Origin of the sequence: Erwinia sp. HDF1-3R (assembly GCF_039621855.1) — a bacterium.
GTDB lineage: Bacteria > Pseudomonadota > Gammaproteobacteria > Enterobacterales > Enterobacteriaceae > Erwinia.
The window spans coordinates 4,135,324-4,152,848 of record NZ_CP155071.1; the positions used below are offsets into that span (position 1 = coordinate 4,135,324).

The 17,525-nt window shown below is 52.5% G+C and carries 15 protein-coding genes; 14 read left to right on the forward strand and 1 reads right to left on the reverse strand.

Annotated elements, in window-relative coordinates; all coding sequences use genetic code 11:
• Positions 1-2 precede the first annotated feature (2 nt).
• The 12 genes from AAGR22_RS18785 to AAGR22_RS18840 are packed head-to-tail and all read left to right on the forward strand — an operon-like array spanning position 3 to position 13,863.
• Entirely contained in the window at positions 3-1,253 is a 1,251-nt protein-coding gene (locus AAGR22_RS18785; RefSeq protein WP_345828980.1) for an aminomethyl transferase family protein, read from the forward strand.
• Complete coding sequence (locus AAGR22_RS18790; RefSeq protein ID WP_345828982.1) at positions 1,253-3,814, forward strand: beta-ketoacyl-[acyl-carrier-protein] synthase family protein; 2,562 nt, start codon at positions 1,253-1,255, stop codon at positions 3,812-3,814. The genes AAGR22_RS18785 and AAGR22_RS18790 overlap by 1 nt, the downstream gene beginning before the upstream one ends.
• A complete protein-coding gene (locus AAGR22_RS18795) occupies positions 3,811-5,058 on the forward strand; it encodes a beta-ketoacyl synthase N-terminal-like domain-containing protein (RefSeq protein WP_345828984.1) in 1,248 nt (415 codons plus the stop codon). Before AAGR22_RS18790 ends, AAGR22_RS18795 begins: the two co-directional genes overlap by 4 nt.
• Positions 5,055-6,128: a hypothetical protein gene (locus AAGR22_RS18800; RefSeq protein ID WP_345828986.1), complete on the forward strand. Its 1,074-nt coding sequence runs from the start codon at positions 5,055-5,057 to the stop codon at positions 6,126-6,128. The genes AAGR22_RS18795 and AAGR22_RS18800 overlap by 4 nt, the downstream gene beginning before the upstream one ends.
• Positions 6,125-6,841 (forward strand): ABC transporter ATP-binding protein, encoded by a 717-nt coding sequence (locus AAGR22_RS18805; protein ID WP_345828988.1) that lies wholly within the window; start codon positions 6,125-6,127, stop codon positions 6,839-6,841. The genes AAGR22_RS18800 and AAGR22_RS18805 overlap by 4 nt, the downstream gene beginning before the upstream one ends.
• A complete protein-coding gene (locus AAGR22_RS18810) occupies positions 6,831-7,526 on the forward strand; it encodes a hypothetical protein (protein ID WP_345828990.1) in 696 nt (231 codons plus the stop codon). The genes AAGR22_RS18805 and AAGR22_RS18810 overlap by 11 nt, the downstream gene beginning before the upstream one ends.
• Positions 7,523-8,848, forward strand: a complete 1,326-nt coding sequence (locus AAGR22_RS18815; RefSeq protein ID WP_345828992.1) for an FtsX-like permease family protein — start codon at positions 7,523-7,525, stop codon at positions 8,846-8,848. The genes AAGR22_RS18810 and AAGR22_RS18815 overlap by 4 nt, the downstream gene beginning before the upstream one ends.
• A gap of 33 nt (positions 8,849-8,881) precedes the next feature.
• Positions 8,882-9,643: an SDR family oxidoreductase gene (locus AAGR22_RS18820; protein WP_067706189.1), complete on the forward strand. Its 762-nt coding sequence runs from the start codon at positions 8,882-8,884 to the stop codon at positions 9,641-9,643.
• Positions 9,644-9,652: 9 nt separating this feature from the next.
• Complete coding sequence (locus tag AAGR22_RS18825; RefSeq protein WP_345828994.1) at positions 9,653-10,483, forward strand: outer membrane lipoprotein-sorting protein; 831 nt, start codon at positions 9,653-9,655, stop codon at positions 10,481-10,483.
• Positions 10,480-11,877, forward strand: coding sequence for a hypothetical protein (locus tag AAGR22_RS18830; protein WP_345828996.1), 1,398 nt, complete (start codon positions 10,480-10,482; stop codon positions 11,875-11,877). Before AAGR22_RS18825 ends, AAGR22_RS18830 begins: the two co-directional genes overlap by 4 nt.
• The gene (locus tag AAGR22_RS18835; RefSeq protein ID WP_345828998.1) at positions 11,852-12,805 is read left to right on the forward strand and encodes an ACP S-malonyltransferase; all 954 of its coding nucleotides are present in this window, start codon (positions 11,852-11,854) and stop codon (positions 12,803-12,805) included. The genes AAGR22_RS18830 and AAGR22_RS18835 overlap by 26 nt, the downstream gene beginning before the upstream one ends.
• A gap of 2 nt (positions 12,806-12,807) precedes the next feature.
• Complete coding sequence (locus AAGR22_RS18840) at positions 12,808-13,863, forward strand: hypothetical protein (RefSeq protein ID WP_345829000.1); 1,056 nt, start codon at positions 12,808-12,810, stop codon at positions 13,861-13,863.
• A 63-nt stretch (positions 13,864-13,926) separates the two neighbouring features.
• Here the strand turns inward: AAGR22_RS18840 and AAGR22_RS18845 are convergent, their stop codons facing one another.
• Positions 13,927-14,157, reverse strand: coding sequence for a hypothetical protein (locus AAGR22_RS18845; protein WP_345829001.1), 231 nt, complete (start codon positions 14,155-14,157; stop codon positions 13,927-13,929).
• 322 nt (positions 14,158-14,479) lie between these two features.
• On the opposite strand from AAGR22_RS18845, the gene AAGR22_RS18850 reads away from it, so the two are divergent.
• Complete coding sequence (locus tag AAGR22_RS18850; RefSeq protein ID WP_345829002.1) at positions 14,480-16,699, forward strand: filamentous hemagglutinin N-terminal domain-containing protein; 2,220 nt, start codon at positions 14,480-14,482, stop codon at positions 16,697-16,699.
• A 156-nt stretch (positions 16,700-16,855) separates the two neighbouring features.
• Complete coding sequence (locus AAGR22_RS18855) at positions 16,856-17,524, forward strand: DUF1190 family protein (RefSeq protein ID WP_345831626.1); 669 nt, start codon at positions 16,856-16,858, stop codon at positions 17,522-17,524.
• The last annotated feature ends 1 nt before the right edge of the window (position 17,525 follow it).

The window sequence follows — 17,525 nt, forward strand, 5'->3', positions numbered from 1 at the left end:
AAATGAGTAATCTTTTATTTGAACTACACCAGCATAATGACGTCGTTATGACGGAACGCAACGGGATTAAAATACCGGCTCGCTATCACACACCGGAAAAAGAGCATCGTGCCGTTCGCCAAAATATTTTACTCTGTGACTATTCCCATTTCGGTAAGGCAAAAATCAGCGGAGAGAGTGCCTGGGAGCTCCTTAATGTTCTGGTAAGCGGCGACGTTTCCTCTATTCGTGATGAGCAGGCAATGTATACGCTAATGCTGGATGACCAGGGCCAGATTATTACCGACCTGTATATCCTCTGCGACGAAGAGTCTTATCTGCTTTTTTCAGAGTGGATGACCAGTGAGGCGCTGTGTGAAAGGATCACCGCGCTGATGGCCGAGCGCGTCGGCGAATTCGACGACATTGAACAGATTATACCGCTGAATGACCAGGGGCTACTGCATATCGAAGGTCCCTACAGCTGGGAGCTGCTGGTCGAACTTTACGGTATGGACATCGCGGGCCTGCCCTTTCAGGAGCATATGCATGTTTGTGATGAGCTGATCCTGCTGAGAGCCGGTAAGCACGGTGAGTTTTCTTATAAACTTTTTGGTGACTATGCCTCGCTGGCCGATGCCTGGCAGCAGCTGGTTGAAGCGGGTGAAAAATTCGATCTCTGCCTGGGCGGCCTGGACTATCAGCAGCAGGTGCGGCTCGAAAATCCGTGCTTTATCCCCACCCCACTGCTGTCCCTTAGCCGCTGCCCGATAGAGCTACAGCTACAGTGGATGGTGCGCTATGACAAAGATGAATTCATCGGTATGGAAGCCCTCAAAGGGCGGCTCGACGCCGGGCCGCATCGCCGCGCGATCGGGATGAGCGTTGATGGCCAACCATCCGTGACGCTCGCCTTTGGCGATGAGGTCTTACTTGATGAAGAGGTGGTCGGCGTGGTCATTGAATGCGGCTACTCTGCTGATATTGATAAAACCATCGGTCGCCTTTTTATCGACAGCGAATTCGCCTGGGCCGATCTCTCTCATCTTACGGCCCGCAGCAGCAGCGGCGATGAGATCGCGCTGCGCACGGCTGCCGTTCCTTTCGCCCGCAACTATAGCTTCCTTATTAACCCCGCCGAACACAGCTATATCGACACACGCCGTCCTCGCGATCTCCTGCAGCAGTTTGAGTGGCAGAAAGAGCGTGAAGAACAGGAAAAAGCGGCTTCGCCTGCCGCCCCGGCGGAAATGAGTATTCAGGGAATGAAATAATGCTAACACAGCGCAAACGGGTCGTGATCACCGGTATGGGGCAGCTTTCATCTATCGCCAGCAACGTGCCGGCGTTCAAACAGGCACTGTTGAATAAGACCTGTGGCATTCGGCCCAGCGAGAAATATCATCGCTGGTTCAACGATGCCAATGCTTCAGAGGTACTGCAACCGATCGAACTGCCCGGCCTGAGCCCAGAGCAAATTGCCTCGCTGGATAACGCGGCTCTGTGGGCTTACAAAGTGGGCCTTGAAGCGCTGGAGGCGGCACGTTTGCAGGAGGCAGAACAGCGTGCGAAAACCGCGCTGATTATCGGCGTCTCCTCCGCCGGGACGGAAGCCTTTATCCCACTTTTTGAAAACCAGCCCGATGATTTCTCACTGAAAAAGGCGATTGTTTGTGGCTGTTTTTCATCCTGTAGCGCGATTGTATCCTCCCTGCTGGGCCTGAAGGGCGGCTTTGAACTACTGGCGACAGCCTGTACGGCCAGTACCAACGCGATGGGCATTGCGTTTGACCTGATCCAGAATAATAAAAACAGTACCGCGCTGGTGATTGGTACCGAGCCTATCTATTTGCCCACCTTCGCCGGTTTTTATGCGCTTCAGGCCATGAAAACCACGCCCACCAGCCCCTTTTCAGGTACGGCAGGCATGTCGATAGGGGAAGGGGCCGGTGCGCTGCTGCTGGAAGAGTACGAGCATGCCCTGGCCCGCGGCGCCACCATCTATGGCGAAATGGTGTCGTATGCCACGTCCGGGGACGCCTATCACGATACGGCTCCCGATCCGCGAGCGGAGGGCGCCGTTCAGGTGATGAACGATGCGCTGGCAAACGGCCAGCTGGCGCCGGAGGACATTGACTATATCAATGCCCACGGAACCGGCACCGAAGCCAACGATCGCTGTGAAACGCTGGCGATGAAAAAAGTGTTCCCACAGATTGCCTCTCTGCCGGTCAGTTCAACGAAATCCTATATTGGGCACAATATCGGTGCCGCTGGCATCATTGAGATGATCGCCTGCTTCCTTACGCTGCCAGACGAGCTGATTTTGCCGACGCTGAACTTCGGCATACCGCGTATCAACTGCGATCTCAACTACGTGCCAAACGACTTTCAGCAGGGCCACGTTGGCCTGTTTATGAAAAACAATTACGCCTTTGGCGGTAACAACTGCTGCGTTATCGCCACGCCTCACGTGGGAAGCGCACCAGAGACAGCATACAGGCCGCGTCGGGTGGCGATCACCGGGCGTGGGATGGTGACGTCACAGGGACACGACGTCCGATCCGTGCTGGATCGTATCTGGCAGGAAACCTCACCGCAAAACCTCACTGAGTTAACGCTGGACGATGAAACGCAGCAGCTGTTTGAAGCCATGATCGCCAATCTTCGGGGACAGAGTGAGGTTGAGGCCTTTCTTTTTGAGCGCTACGGCGATGGTGACGCATGGCGCAAAAAGCTCAAGGGAAAAACCTGGCAGCATCAGGTGACGGAGATGGAACCGCGCAAGTACCTGCGTCGCTTTGATGCCCGCAAAGCCGATGATGTCAGCACCTTTGCCTTGCTGGCGCTGACCCAGTCGATGAAGGAAGCGGGCCGAAAAATCAGACGTGACGGCCATCGGCTTGGCTTAATTTTAGGCATGTCTCGGGGGCCTCAAAGGCGGGTCGAGCGCTATCTCAACAGCCTCTATCCTGATCCGAACAACGTGCGCACCTCTGAATTCCCAGGTTCGCTGATGAATGCCATCTCAACCTTTTGCTCAATTTCGGAAGGAATAAAAGGCTATAACACGACGCTTGCCACCGGGATCAACGCCGGCCTGGGCGCCCTGACCTATGGCTATGAACTGGTTCGCCAGGGTTTGCAGCCGGAAACCATCGTCGGCGGTGCCGATGAGTTAATGAATCCTTTTTCCGTTTATCTTCAGTCTCTGCATCGCAACCTGCTAATTACCGATACGCCGCAGGCGTATCAAATTTATAGCGATCGCTTTAACGGTTTTTTGACCGGCGAAGGATCGGGGATGCTGTTTCTGGAAGATCTGGAGCGGGCGGCGGAACGGGGTGCACCCGTACTCGCAGAAATCATCGGCTATGGCAAAGCCAACGATACCGGCTATTTCAGCGTTGAAAATACCGCGGGCAACGCCGGGGCCATGGCCACGGCCATCCGTCAGGCGCTGGAAGAGGCTCAGTTGAGCATTGATAACGTTTCCCTGATTTGTGGCTCAAGCATCGGCACCACCAGCAGCGATCGCGCAGAAGTTGATGCCGTGCGCCAGGTCTTTGCCGATCGGGCCGCCACGATCCCTTTTGTGAACTACAACGCCTGGTTCGGTGCGGTTGAGTCCTGTATGGGAATTCTGAATCTGATTGTGGTGACGGAAATTATGCAGCGCGGAGAGATCCCACCGCTGCCCTATACGCAATCCTTCTGCGTGGATGATATTGACTTCGTTACTGAACGCCGTCAGCAGCAGGTGGATACTGCCTTAATCCTGGGTTCAACCGAAGGGGGCAATCATTATGCGATCGTGCTGAGGAAATGCTCATGACGACCTCCCAGCCGGTAGCCGTGATCGGTAGTGGTACCTATAGTGGCTTTGCCAGCGACGTCCCCTCGCTGATAGCAGCCCTGGCTGCGGGTCGCTATACGCCTTCGCGTCCCTGGTTTAGCTCCGCGCGAGCGCAGACGGCGATGAAGATGGCGATCAATCCCCGTCACTCACCGTTTCCGGCGCAGAAGCATCACTGCGCCCTGACCTTTCGTCAGGTGCGGCAGGTGCTGAAAAACGTCATCGATCAGGCACTACGGGAGGCTGGACAGACGAAAGCGCTGCTGGCGGGAGAGCGCGTGCGGGTTTATCTCGTCGGCAACGGCCTGCGTACCGACATTTCTGAGGTAGTAGCCTACCAGGATCGCAACGATCCGGAAGATCTGCTCTATTACCCTGCGATCAAAAAGCTGCATGCAGGCTCCTATGCTCAGGACAGGCTAAGTGAAGCGCTGTCAGAGGATTATCAACTGATCCGCCCCCCTGCCACCCTTTACAGCGCCAGCGCCTCCTCAATGTCTGCGGTGCACCTTGCCCGCGCCGCTGTGTGCAGTGGGCTGGCAGACGTGGCCCTGGTGGTGGGATGGGTCGATATTCTCACCCAGGATATGCTTTTTCTTGCAGCACAAAATATGCTCGGTGAGAGTGCGGCAAGCCCCTTTAATGGCCATGCCAGCAGCGTCCTGATGTGTAACGGCGCCGCTGCCCTGCTGATGTGTAGCGAAAACATCGCTCGCCGCGCCGGGCTTGAACCTGAATGCTATCTGGACAGCAGCGTCAGCTATCAGCACAGCGGTATGCGTGATAACGCCGCGATAAGCGATTTTCGCACCATCGTCCACTCTATAGAGCAGGCGATGGCACAGGCCGGTATCAATGCCGCAGACGTCGGCTGCCTGTTCCCCCACGGCAACGGCATCCCCATCAGCGACAATACCGAAACCATGGCTATCCGGAAAATCTGGGGCGAGGAAGGCGTACCCGTTGTCAGCTATAAGGCACAAATCGGCTATCTTTCAACCTGTAGTGCGCTGGTGGATTTGATTGTGGCCTGTGATGCGCTTAAGCAGCGGCGCCTGCTGCCTTTTCACACTCAGCTACCGTCAACCGCGCCCTCCCGACTGCGGTTACATACCAATAAGGGCTCCTGTCAGCTTCCTGGCCGCCATATCGTTAAAACCGCCATGGGGATGGAGGGTTCAATCGTCAGCGCCGTACTCTCAGGCCAGGACAGAACGGTATGATTGCCACATCAGCCATGCCGATGAGTCTGGTATCAATGCAGATGCAGGAACCCACCAGCCAGCCCGTGCTTTTCAGGCCCGGCTGGCACAATGTCTGGGAAGCCTCACTCTGTAAAAATGCCAGCAGGCACCTTCGTACCCATAACTGGATGTTCCAGCGTTTCGGGGGTGATGCACCGCTTACGCCACGTAAAACGCATCTGCGCGATGCGCTGCACGCCTTCAACGATACCTGCCATCTGGCGCTGAACACCCCCGAGGCGCAGCGGCATCTGCGACGGCGCAATGCGCAAAACGCGATGATCTTTTTTGATTCCTGGGGTGAAAGCAGTCTGTTTGAGGCGATTGATAACTGGCGGGACTCACTCTTCTGCGATATTTTGCCGAAAAAAATCGCCTGGACGTACAAGATCCAGGCTTTCAGCAGCAAATTACGCGGCGAACGTAACGGCTTTCTGCTGGCGCTGGAGATGGCACAGGACTGTCTGCATAGCGGCGTGGCGGACAACGTGGTGATCTGCGGTCAGCACCGACATTACCCGGTAATGACCCTGTCAGAAACCCTCGGCTGGCCAGCGGGGAAAGCCCGTCATCATTGCGGAGGCAATACCCTGTTCGCGGTGGAACGCAATGTCTGCCTGCTGGTAAGCCGAATGACGGACAGTCTGCCGACGCTTTCAGTCAGCCCGCGACGGATCCTGCCGCAACGGGCCAGCGCCGCCGTGGCCCAGCTGACCGCATGCTGGCAGGCGGCGGACTGCACACAAATCTACAGTACTGCACCGCCTACGCCTGCACTGCTAAGCATAAACCAGCGTGCTGGCGCGCCTTTTTCCTCACATCTTCCCCTTTATGCGCACTACGGAGACAGCGGATGTCTGAATCCAGCACTCGGCCTTCACCTCTGGCATAACGATGGCGCGCCCGCTGGACCAGGCCTGATAAGTAGCCTGCACGCAGGTCACAGCCTGTGGCTGGTGCGCTGTCAGCCTGCGGCGGCGTCCTGTGGGGAGAGTGATATCGGGCAGTTTGGTCATGAAGAGAGACGTAACAGGGAGAAAACGTTATGAGTGTTGCTCAACCCATCCAGGCTCTGCCGCTGGCAATACTGCAAAACGCCAGTAAAAGCTACGGCAGTGCGGCTAATCCAATTCACGCCCTGCAGGCTATCACTACCGAGATCCATGACGGTGAGTTCATCGCGCTCTGTGGCCCCTCAGGCAGCGGTAAAAGCACCCTGCTCAATCTGGTCGCAGGTATTGATGAGCCAACGAAGGGAAAGGTGTTTTTGCTGGGGCAGGACCTTGCCCTGCTGAATGACAGACAGATGGCTGCCCTGCGGGCCGACGCCATAGGCTTTGTCTTTCAGTTTTTTAATCTGCTGCCGGTACTCAGCGTTTTCGACAACGTCTATTACCCGCTAATGCTCAATGGGTTCCGGCGAAGTGAAGCCCGCGAATATGTGATGCATATCATTGAAAAAGTCGGTCTTATCGATCACTACCGTCGTCCGCCAGGCGAATTGTCCGGCGGTCAGCAACAGCGCGTTGCCATTGCCCGCGCACTGGTAAAAAAACCGCGTCTGGTGGTGGCCGACGAACCGACGGGCAACCTGGATACGCATACGGGTGAAGAGATTATCGATCTGCTCCTGACGATGAATCATGAACTGAAAACGACCTTCATTATTTCTACCCACTCGCCCCTGCTGCGCGATCGGGCCAGGCGCGTGGTGCAAATTGAGGATGGCAGAATTAAGGATGATTTCGTTAATGCTAACTAACCCCCCCCTGATGCGACGCGGTCTGCTGATCGTGCTGTTGCTGGCCCTGACGGGCACCGTCTGTGCTGCGCAAGAGGATCTGGACACCCGGCTGGCGCCACTTGCCGAGAAAAATGTCACGGCCAGGGCGCTGCTGCTGATGAAGGATAAGCGGGACACCAGCCAGCTTAACCGCGCCGTCTCCCTGTTACAGCAGCATCTCATCGCCTCGCCTGAGGACCGCACGGCAAAAATGTTCTGTGGCTATGGACAGCTCTTTCTCGCGGGTGATTATATGTTGAAAAAGAACTATATGCGGGCTGCTGAACTGTCGAAACAGGGCTATTACGCCATCGACGAAGCCGCAGAGCAGGAGCCGGAGAACGCACTGCAGTTCTACCTGCGGGCGCGTATGAATGCGTTTGTTCCCGCTGAGAGTGGTCGGTGTGTGGTAGCCAATAAGGATTTAAACGCCCTGCAAAGCCCGCTCCTACCCACCTCGCTAACCCCAATGCTTACGCTCATGCGGGCACGCGCGGCGATGAACTGTAATCAGCCTGAAAAAGCAGCGCAGGCATGGAATGCGCTACGCGCCATGGGGGCCGCAGGAGAACCGCTCTACCGCATTCAGTCCGGTGCGCCTCCCGACTGGACGTCCGGGGAGATACTCGATGTGCTGGTGCCGCTTCTGGAGGCGCAGCCATGAGCAATATTCTTTTTTGGGTTGCCAATATTCTGATTGTCTGGTCACTCTGTATAGTATTTATCACGCTGGTGCGGAAGCCGACGGATATTCGCTACACTTTTTTAAACTTATTCCGCCATCGTCGCCGTTCCGCCGTTACGCTAATAGCAATTACCTTAGGAGGGGTAGCCGTATTTATCTTCGGTGGTTTTGTTGATTACTCTTTTTACGCTCTTCGCGAACAGACTATTCGTACCAACCTGGGCCATATACAGATTTACCAGCAGGGCTACATGGCTAACGGCAATAGCCGGTCGCTTCAGTTCACCATCAAGGATTATGCCCCTGTTAAGGCGACATTACTGGCAGATCCCTTCATTGCTGAGCAGACGAAAACCATCACGGGCCAGCTTGAATTCTCAGGCATTATTTCTCAGTACGATAAAGGCATCTCGACTTTCTTTGCTGGCGTAGGCATTGAACCGCAAACGTCCCTGCTGCTTGGCGCGCTGGACAGTATTATTTCCGGTAGCGATCTCTCGGCGGTTAAACCGCTCAATATCACGCTGGGCAGCGGCGTTTCCAGCATGCTTTCGGCGGGATACGACGACTGGATCGATCTTCTGGTCGTCAATCCTGAAGGGGGCCAGAATGCAATGTCGGCTCAGGTTCGCGGCGTCTTCCGCTCAGGCATTAAGGATTATGACGACACGGCGGTGAAAATTCCCCTTGCGACCGCGCAGCACCTGCTGCAAACGCAGGACGTCAGTAAGATAATTTTGCTCCTGCAGGATACCAGTCAGACTCAGGCCGTTCTGCAACGGGTAAGGGCGCTCATTAAAGAAAATAATCTGCCGCTGGAGGCTCACTCATGGGATGAGCTGGCCATTTTCTATCATCAGGTCGTTAATCTGTTTGAAGGGATATTCCTGTTTATTAAAACTATCGTCAGCATCATCGTGGTATTTATGATCGGTAATACCCTGATGATGAACGTCATTGAACGTACGCGAGAAATAGCCACCCTGCGCGCGCTGGGTTTGAGTAAGGCCTATATCGGCCGTCTGTTTATTCTCGAGGGGATTATTATCGGCATTATCGGTGCCATTCTCAGCGTAGGGTTAGGCCTGATCGTTGCCATGATTATCAATATTAACGGCGTACCGATGCCGCCCTCCCCGGGATATACCAGAGGGTATCTGGCTTTTGTTATGTGGGATCGGGATATGCATCTGTTCTGGTTCTCCTGTGCCCTGCCACTGGTCACTGCGTTAATTGCCTCAATTATTCCTTCGCGACGAGCGGCCAATCTGGTTATCGCCGAAGCATTTCGTTTTGTCTGAATCAGGGTTATCAGTTTGTAATGGAGTAGGGATATGTCTAAAAAAGGAAAAACGGTATTTATTACCGGTGCTGGCCGCGGGGTCGGTATGGCGATAGCACAGTGTTTAGCCACGCAGGGTTACGACCTGATTTTGAACTATCGAAAGGACCAGGGAAAAAGCGCGGCGGGATTGCAGCAATTCCTGACTTCTTCTGCCGCAAGTCGCGTATCGGTCAGGCTGGCCAGGGCCGATATCAGTGAGCCTCGTGAAATCACGGACATGATTAAGCGGCTAAAACAGGATGGCGTAGAGCATATCGACCATCTCATCCTCAATGCGGCCAGCGCGCCGTTCAAGCCCTTCAGCGAAATGACCCGCAGCGACTGGAAGCTGCTGCTGAACAGCAACATCATTGGTAACAACAGCTGCGTCAACGACATTACCCCAATGATGCCCGCCGGCGGCTCAATATGTGTGATATCCAGCATGGGCAGCCGTCGCGTATTGCCGAACTACCCGCTGGGCATTATCAAATCCGCTCTTGAGTCTCTGGTGGGGTATCTCGAGGTGGAACTCCATAGCAGAGATATCCGCGTCAACGGTTTGTGCGCGGGCATGGTGAACACCGACATGGCGCCCTATCTGCAAAAACTCTGGCCGGATCTGTACGCACGCTATCAGGCCTCTCCGCGTCGCTGGCTGATAGAACCGCAGGAGATTGCCAATATTGTCGCTTTTCTGATCTCTGACCAGTCTGCGGCTATCCGTGGAACGACGCTGGTCGCCGACCTCGGCGTATCGCTGACGGCCTGAGGAGCAGACATGTTCAGATTCATAATTTTGCTGGTCATGCTGCACGTCAGTGCCTGCGCATTGGCGCAGACGCCGCCTCAGGTTCTTTCGCTGGATCGCGATCAGCTCTCTCAGCTGACCCAGGAAGACGGCAAAGCCCGGGAGATTATTCGTCGTGCAGACCGGGTACGCGCTCCCGGGCAGCCATTCCGCTATACCCTGACGCTAACCGAACACAAAAACGGTCGCGACCTGTTGGATAAACGGCAGGTACTGGATATTTCAATGCGTTTTTACAAGCCCGATGAGCAGCGGGAAAGGGGCGAGGCGCGCGCGCTGGTACGCTTCGTTGCCCCAACAAGGGATAAAGGCAAGGTCCTGCTCTCCGATCTCGACAAAATGTGGTACTACGCGCCGGAGCTACGGCGACCTATCCCCATCTCCCGTCAGCAGCGCCTGCTGGGCCAGGTTTCCAATGGAGATGTGGTGGCAGCAGATTTCGACTACTCCTATATTTCAACGCTGCTCGGGACCGAAGCGTGCGGTGACAGCCAGTGCTACAAGCTGTCACTAACCCGCCGCTGGGCGTCGGTTCCCTACCCTGCCATTCTCTACTGGGTGGAAGTCGGCAGCTGGCATCCGCAGCGCATTGATTTCCTCTCAACCGAAGGGCGGCTGATCAAGCGCTCGCGCTACCGCGATTATCAGCAGGTTCAGGGGATGATGCGCCCGGCAACGATCGTTATTGAAGATGCCTTACGCAAAGATAGCTGGACCACCATGGCCTACAGCGAAATGGTTATGGAATCGCTGCCGGAGAGCTATTTCCAGAAAGATTATTTGATCAGAGGTAGCCAATGAAACGCCTCTGCTTTCTGATTACCGCCCTGGTTATCCTGCCGCTGAGCACTGAGGCAGACACGGGCTGCAAATTTCCCCGAGGCTTTGCCGGGGGCGAAGGCGTGTTGCTCCATACCGGCAGCACGCAGTGGAACAGTTTAGACAGTGCCTTCCGTCAAAATCAGATGGCCAACGTTTATGGGTCAGTCTCCCTGAACTGCTGGATGGGACAGACCATAACGTTCAAAAGTGAAATCAACGGTGAATACCTCCTGCACCGCCATCAGCCGGGTTCACTCCAGGACGGTCGCCGCGAGGGTAAAATATTTTTTAACCAGGCCACGCTAAGCTGGGCCGCGCGGGACAATCTCTTTATTGATACCGGGAAAATTCGTCGGCGCTATGGCTATCTTTATACGGTTTCGCCGCTGGATTTACTGCGTAATCCTCATGGGGCGTTTCGCAGCGTTCATGTCAATGCTGCGGGCGATAGCTGGCCCGCTTTTTACGACGAGGGTTCCTGGGGATTTTCTGCCAGCGCTTTTACGCCTACCGGCAGCTGGGACGCGGTAGCGCTACCAGGGTTGACTCATGAAAATAACACCCTGAAAACGACGGGCCGCGATGCCTCACTGGAGCGAACCAACTCGCAGGCGCGCTACCTGCTTAGCTATTCGACGACCGGCCTGAACGACACCACGACGACGATATCCCTGCTTGCCGGGACGCAAAAGCGCCTTGCAGCAGGCGGTAACTATCTTCTGAACGATAACTGGGCCTTCAATCTCGAAGCCGGGCTGATAAAAGGCCAGAGCTGGCGTCATCTTACTCCCCAGGCCAGCAAAGGGCTGTACAGCTGGGATACCAATGCTTCATCAGCTCCCTTCGTCCGCAGTTCTCAAGGCATAAACGGTGAAATCAGCGCCGGCGTTCGCTACTCCAGCAGCCAGCAGATTGAATCTGGCCTGGAATACTATGGTCAGAGCCAGGGCTATTCCCGCAGCGCCTGGCAGCAGTTATCCCGTGATGTAGCCTATGCCACCGACGGTTTTAATCATCCGGCAAACTGGATCACCTCGCTCCCCCAGGTACGCGACGCCTTTCGTTACTATTCCCATATTATGGCGGCTGAAATCGACAGGACAGGACGGCTGGGGGCGCTACAGGGCAAGCACTACCTGACGCTCTTCAGCAGCCGCAACCGCAGTGAAACGGGAGTGATGAACTGGCGTACCTCCGTAACAGTAAACCTCATTGATTTTAGCAGCCTGGCCAGCGTTCAGCTCAGCAGCCCGGTCAGAGAAAATCTTGAGATGTACGCCGGTGCAAATTATGCCCTGGGCAATGCAGCCGGCGAATTCAGCTTATTCGGTGAGAAGGATGTTCACTATGCAGGAATACGATACTACTGGTAATGAGGGTTGCGGCTGGATGGTGCTGTTTGCTGGCCAGGGCACCGCGCAGGTAGGTATGGGGGCAAATATCCTCGATCGCTCCGCAGCCACCAAAGCGGTGTACGAATGTGCCAGCGACATCTCCGGCCTTGATGTGCGTAAACTCTGCCTCAAAGGCCCCATGGCCCGGCTGACGCAAACGTATTATCAGCAAATTGCCGTGACGACAATAAACGTTGCCTCCGTTGTGGCGATCCGCGAGCAGCATACGCTTAATGCGACGGCATGTGCGGGTCATAGCGCAGGAGAATATTCAGCCCTGTGGCTGGCCGGAGTTTTTACGCTTGAGGCGCTGTTTAAGGCGATTGTCACCCGCGCCTCGATAATGCAACGACTCGCAAAAATCACACAGGGGGCCATGTATAATGTGCAGGGGGTGAGCAGGGCTGAACTTGAACAGCTAATCAGGGATCAAAACCTCACGGACAGGCTCAGCATCGCCTGTGATAATGCCCCGGACCGGCAGGTTATTTCCGGTGAAGCCTCAGCGTTAAAAAACCTTGTGCACCAGCTGTCAGCGGGTGGAAATATTCCAGCAAAATTAGGCGTGAATGGCGCATGGCACTCTCCGCTGATGGCTGAAGGCCTTGCGGAGATGCACGATTTGTTCTCGCTGTTAACCCTGCAACCGCCTGAAATTCCGGTTTATATGAATCGAAGCGCCCGGGCGGAAACCTTAAAGGCGAATATCGTTGATAACCTCGTCAGACATCTCGTTGAACCCGTCCGCTGGCGGGAAAGCATGCTGAACTGTCAGCAGCAGGGTCAGCAGAGTTTTCTCGAGATTAGCCCCAGAATATATTTACTCTCATTTATTGAAGAAAATAAAACGCCCTTAAGAAAAATGCACTGTTGCACATTATTGTCCCAGATAAAGGAGCCGTGCTAATTATGATCCCCTCTTATTATGAATTTACCCGACGCCATCTCCTGTTTTTTCTGATTGGATGCTTTATTACCACCTTAATCTTAACCACCTCACTGGCACGAAATGCCCCTGATGCTGGTCTAACAGACATGTTCTTTGGCCTGTCTGCCATTGGCGGCTCCTTTGCCTGGATGATGGCCAGTGAGGGGCGTGCTTACTGGATCTATACGCTTTGTTCACAGCGTATGCACGAAGACATTGAGGCGCTAAAGTCATTATTTGACCAGCCAGAAATAAAAATCGAATACTACCTGACAAAGCCCTGGTGCAGCCTGCTGGCAACGCTTGCCGCTGTGGCAGCAATGTGTCTTATTGGCATATTACTGTCGCCTGCTGTTATTAATGACTGGCTGGCATTTTGTGGAATAACCGTGTTACCTTTTTGGCTGTACCTCTGCCACAGCTATGCGTTACGAAATAATATTCGCCAGTCGCTGTATCATCTCAGCAGGCTTAAACCTTACCCCATAACAAAGCATGGGATAAGACGTTATCTTTTTGAGGATACTGTCGTCATGCTGGTGGTAAACCTTGCACTGGTATTACCTATTGCCAGGAAACCCGCCTTTGCCCTCAATAATGGCAGCCAGACGCCAGCGTTTATTATCGCAATGATAATTTTAATGGAAATCGTTTTGGTTTTAATGCTTATGCTGGGAAAGAAGAGTAAACGCTATCTTTTCTGCGGGGAATTAATGCTTGAAGAGCTGGAAGCGCCAACCTGTAAGTCTCCTTATATCACTAAAGGTAACAGGTTCAGCCGGGCGGTTTTTTGGTGTTTATTGGTATGTATCTGGACAATTTTTGTCTGTCTTATTTCGTCATTCGCAGCCGTTTTTTCTTTTACTCTGATCTATCTTTGTGCTCTCACGTTACCTCTGGGAATATTTCTGCTGGAACGTTTCCATACCCTGGAACTTGATTATCACCAGGCAGTGAGTATTATCAGCGAATACAGAAAGATAGCACCCGACACTCAAGACAACTGGGATAACCCGAGCCTGGTTAAATTGAAATAATAAAAAACCACGTCACAGACGTGGTTTGAAAGAGGTGGCCTGTTAACAGACCGCTTTCGGCCGTTATGCCCAAAAGGTCAGCAAACCCACCACTTTAAAGAAGCTACTGGTCATAAAGGTCAGTGTCTGTGCGCTAAGCTTCACAACGCTGCTAATCGTATTAGGTATAATATTTAGAGCTGAATGGACGGGGCCATCTATAAAACCGACTACCAAACCGGAAGCAATATTCATAATATCACTCACACACCCACCGCTAACATACTGAATTTCACTATCCATTAACTCACGCATTCTTACTCCTTGTTGTCTGCTAAAACCACAGTAGGATAAAATTACCCTACCTCTGAATAAAGTTTATAGCATTCAATAAATAATAACAGTAGATATTATTCCAAAATAATCTCGCAACAGTAGAGTTTTGTCCGTGCGAGTAACTCTCACTCTATTTTTTGCTCACAGGACTGTATTAAAACACTAAATAATACTTTTACTATATTAACTCAAGATTTAACTGGCATTATATTGATTCACTCATCCGTATTTGACTTATCCGTTGTGATCAGGCTGAACTGAAAAGCATAACCAGAAAATATTTACCACCAAAGGAATGATTATGTTTAAAATAAAAAAAAGCAAGAGCCTTTTTTTAAATAACAGCGCACTGTTATCCGTCTTCTTTACACCCTTTTATATGCCTCTTAGCTACGCGGTAGTTATTTCCCATCCTAATCAGGCCAGTCAACCGCACATCACAACCACGCAGAACGGTCAACAAGTCATTGATATAAATGCGCCTTCCTCCTCTGGACTGTCCCATAACATTTACAGTGATTTCAATGTCGATAAACAGGGCGTTGTCCTCAACAATGGATTACAAGCCAGTCAGAGTCAGCTGGCGGGCTTAATCGCGGCAAATGGAAACCTGTCTGGCCAGGCAGCAACGATCATTCTCAATGAGGTACACTCGGTTAAGAAAAGTGAACTTAAAGGCATGATCGAAGTGGCCGGGGAGCGGGCACAAGTGATTATCGCCAATCCGGCGGGTATCACATGCAGTGGCTGTGGATTTATCAATACTGAACGAGCAACGCTCACTACCGGTACACCACAGGTTAATGACGGCGTGCTAAGTCATTTTGCCGTGAATGGCGGAAAAGTACTCATCAATGGCAACGGCCTTAAGAATGAAAGCGCTTCTTATACCGATATTATCGCCAATATGGTCAATGTCAGTGCCAGCCTTAAAGCCAAAAAACTGCGTGTCATAACCGGAAAAAATAGCGTTGACAATAATACGCTGACCGTCACTAAAACGGGCCAGGATAATAGCTGGTTAAGTTCCAAAGTAGCCGTAGATATCACTTCGCTGGGCGGGATTCAGGCGGAAAATATTATGATAATGGCGACGGAAGAGGGTTTTGGCGTTAAAAATGCAGGTTCTATTGCCACCACGCTCAACGATTTAACGCTGACGGCCGGAGGATATCTGACCAACACCGGTATTATCTCTACCGCCGGTGGTCTCTCAATTGATACCAATGGCAGCCTGGATAATCGCGGCATACTCAAAAGTGGAGCCACGCTGAGGATCGCAACTCAGGGAAAATCGGTTGAAAACAAAGGCGAAATTTCTTCAAAGGGGCAGATGACCGTTAACAGCGGGCGGTTGGAGAATCGGGCATCTATCGAAAGTTCAGGTGATATCTCCTTTAATACCGGAAAAGAAACTTTCTCAAATGGTGTCAATATCTTTCCTGCTAAAATTAGCAGTAAAGGTAAAATCACCATTGCTGCCGGTAACCTTGATAATATCAATAATGCGCTTATCTCTTCTGAAAAGGGGTTAAAAATAACCACCGGTAAAATAAACAATCAGAGAGGAAGAATCCTTACTGATGCAGACATGCAGGTTGAAGCAAAGAGCCTGTATAATTTTATGGGTGGCCTGTTTGCAAAAAATAATATGTCGCTGAATTTTGATGAAATGACACTCAACTCCAGCGGGATAACCGTCGGGAATGACCTGTTTCTACATGCCCGTAAGGTAGACAGCAGAATGGGTGCAATTCAGGTAGGCGGAAAGGCAACTATAGTAGCTACCCACTCCTATATAAATAGCTCAGGCGCAATATCAGTAGGCGCCCTGGATATGACTACCGATAAACTGGCTAACTATGCGGGTCTTATTGCTTCCAGTGGTGATGTAACCATCGCTGCAAAAGAAATTGATAACCGTTATATGTCTTTGTATAGCCCTACTTTAGGTATATGGATAGATAACATAGGTGTGAACGGTGGGATTGTTAGTGAAGGATCGCTCAGGCTGACTACGCAAATGCTGAATAATCAGCAAGGCCGACTCCTCAGCAAAGGCGGAATCTTCTTAAACACGCAGCACATAGATAATACTCAGGGGTCCGTCTTTGCCCAGAAAGATATCGTTATGAACGTACATAACCTGAATAATGAAAGGGGTAGCGTAAATTCTGACAGTACAATATTTATTACTGCTGATAAAATAACCGGTTCGGCGGGCTCATTTCAGGCCTTTGACGATCTGGAGCTGACCGTCAACAACTCCTTTTCTAACTACCATAACTTGACTGCTGGCAATAATATGTCGTTGGACATTGATGGCGCATTTAATAACTGGAAGAAAATTACAGCGGGTCAAAACATTAACATTTATGCCGATCAGATGGGCAACTATCTGAGTTCAATTTACGCGGGTCGTGATATCAATCTCAATATTGAAGGTATTGACATCAATCTGGGCTGGATTAGCGCGGGGAATAAAAAATATAAGAACGGCTACGAGATGGGTTACTTCTAACACTATGACACACTTATACGCCCCCAGTGGGCGTATTTCAGCAATATCAAACGTATAGCTATGTAAATCAGACCCTATACCCTCCCCACATCGCTTCATTTTTCGCCGCTATTCCCCTATTCTATGGGTTTACCTTTGGGCTCAGGACAGAACATGATGAAACGGACTAAAAAAATTAATTATGCCTCCTTCCGCAAAAGCTGGAGCGCACGTCATTTAACGCCGGTGGCCATCGCGGTCACGGCAGTATTTATGCTGGCCGGTTGTGAAAAGACCGATGAAACGGTTTCGCTGTATCAGAACGCGGATGACTGCTCCAGCGCAAACCCTGGCAAAAGCGAACAGTGCAAAACGGCCTATAACGACGCGAAGAAAGAAGCGGAAAAAACAGCGCCAAAATATGCCAGCCGTGAAGCCTGCGTAGCTGAATTTGGTGAAGGCCAGTGTCAGCAGGCACCTGCTCAGGCGGGCGTCGGCACAACCAACGCCGAATCTCAGCAGAGCGGCAGCTTCTGGATGCCGCTGATGGCAGGTTATATGATGGGCCGGATGATGGGCGGCGGCGCAGGCTTTGCGAAACAGCCGCTGTTTACCTCACGCGCGCCAAACAGCCCGGCAAACGGCAAGTTTGTAGATGCCAGCGGCAAAAGCTTCGGCACGGCGACGCCGGGCCGTACCATGACCGTGCCAAAAAGCGCGCTGGCACCTAAACCTGCGACCACCAGCACGGTGACCCGCGGTGGGTTTGGCGAGAGCGTGGCTAAACAGTCCTCCATGCAGCGCAGTAGCGCAGCTTCCGGCTCCAGCCGGTCATTTGGAGGCTGAT

Bases quoted from the DNA above. Each gene is read 5' to 3' on its own strand.
- AAGR22_RS18785 (WP_345828980.1), top strand. From the start codon at position 3: ATGAGTAATCTTTTATTTGAACTACACCAGCATAATGACGTCGTTATG.
- AAGR22_RS18790 (WP_345828982.1), top strand. From the start codon at position 1,253: ATGCTAACACAGCGCAAACGGGTCGTGATCACCGGTATGGGGCAGCTT.
- AAGR22_RS18795 (WP_345828984.1), top strand. From the start codon at position 3,811: ATGACGACCTCCCAGCCGGTAGCCGTGATCGGTAGTGGTACCTATAGT.
- AAGR22_RS18800 (WP_345828986.1), top strand. From the start codon at position 5,055: ATGATTGCCACATCAGCCATGCCGATGAGTCTGGTATCAATGCAGATG.
- AAGR22_RS18805 (WP_345828988.1), top strand. From the start codon at position 6,125: ATGAGTGTTGCTCAACCCATCCAGGCTCTGCCGCTGGCAATACTGCAA.
- AAGR22_RS18810 (WP_345828990.1), top strand. From the start codon at position 6,831: ATGCTAACTAACCCCCCCCTGATGCGACGCGGTCTGCTGATCGTGCTG.
- AAGR22_RS18815 (WP_345828992.1), top strand. From the start codon at position 7,523: ATGAGCAATATTCTTTTTTGGGTTGCCAATATTCTGATTGTCTGGTCA.
- AAGR22_RS18820 (WP_067706189.1), top strand. From the start codon at position 8,882: ATGTCTAAAAAAGGAAAAACGGTATTTATTACCGGTGCTGGCCGCGGG.
- AAGR22_RS18825 (WP_345828994.1), top strand. From the start codon at position 9,653: ATGTTCAGATTCATAATTTTGCTGGTCATGCTGCACGTCAGTGCCTGC.
- AAGR22_RS18830 (WP_345828996.1), top strand. From the start codon at position 10,480: ATGAAACGCCTCTGCTTTCTGATTACCGCCCTGGTTATCCTGCCGCTG.
- AAGR22_RS18835 (WP_345828998.1), top strand. From the start codon at position 11,852: ATGCAGGAATACGATACTACTGGTAATGAGGGTTGCGGCTGGATGGTG.
- AAGR22_RS18840 (WP_345829000.1), top strand. From the start codon at position 12,808: ATGATCCCCTCTTATTATGAATTTACCCGACGCCATCTCCTGTTTTTT.
- AAGR22_RS18845 (WP_345829001.1), bottom strand. From the start codon at position 14,157: ATGCGTGAGTTAATGGATAGTGAAATTCAGTATGTTAGCGGTGGGTGT.
- AAGR22_RS18850 (WP_345829002.1), top strand. From the start codon at position 14,480: ATGTTTAAAATAAAAAAAAGCAAGAGCCTTTTTTTAAATAACAGCGCA.
- AAGR22_RS18855 (WP_345831626.1), top strand. From the start codon at position 16,856: ATGAAACGGACTAAAAAAATTAATTATGCCTCCTTCCGCAAAAGCTGG.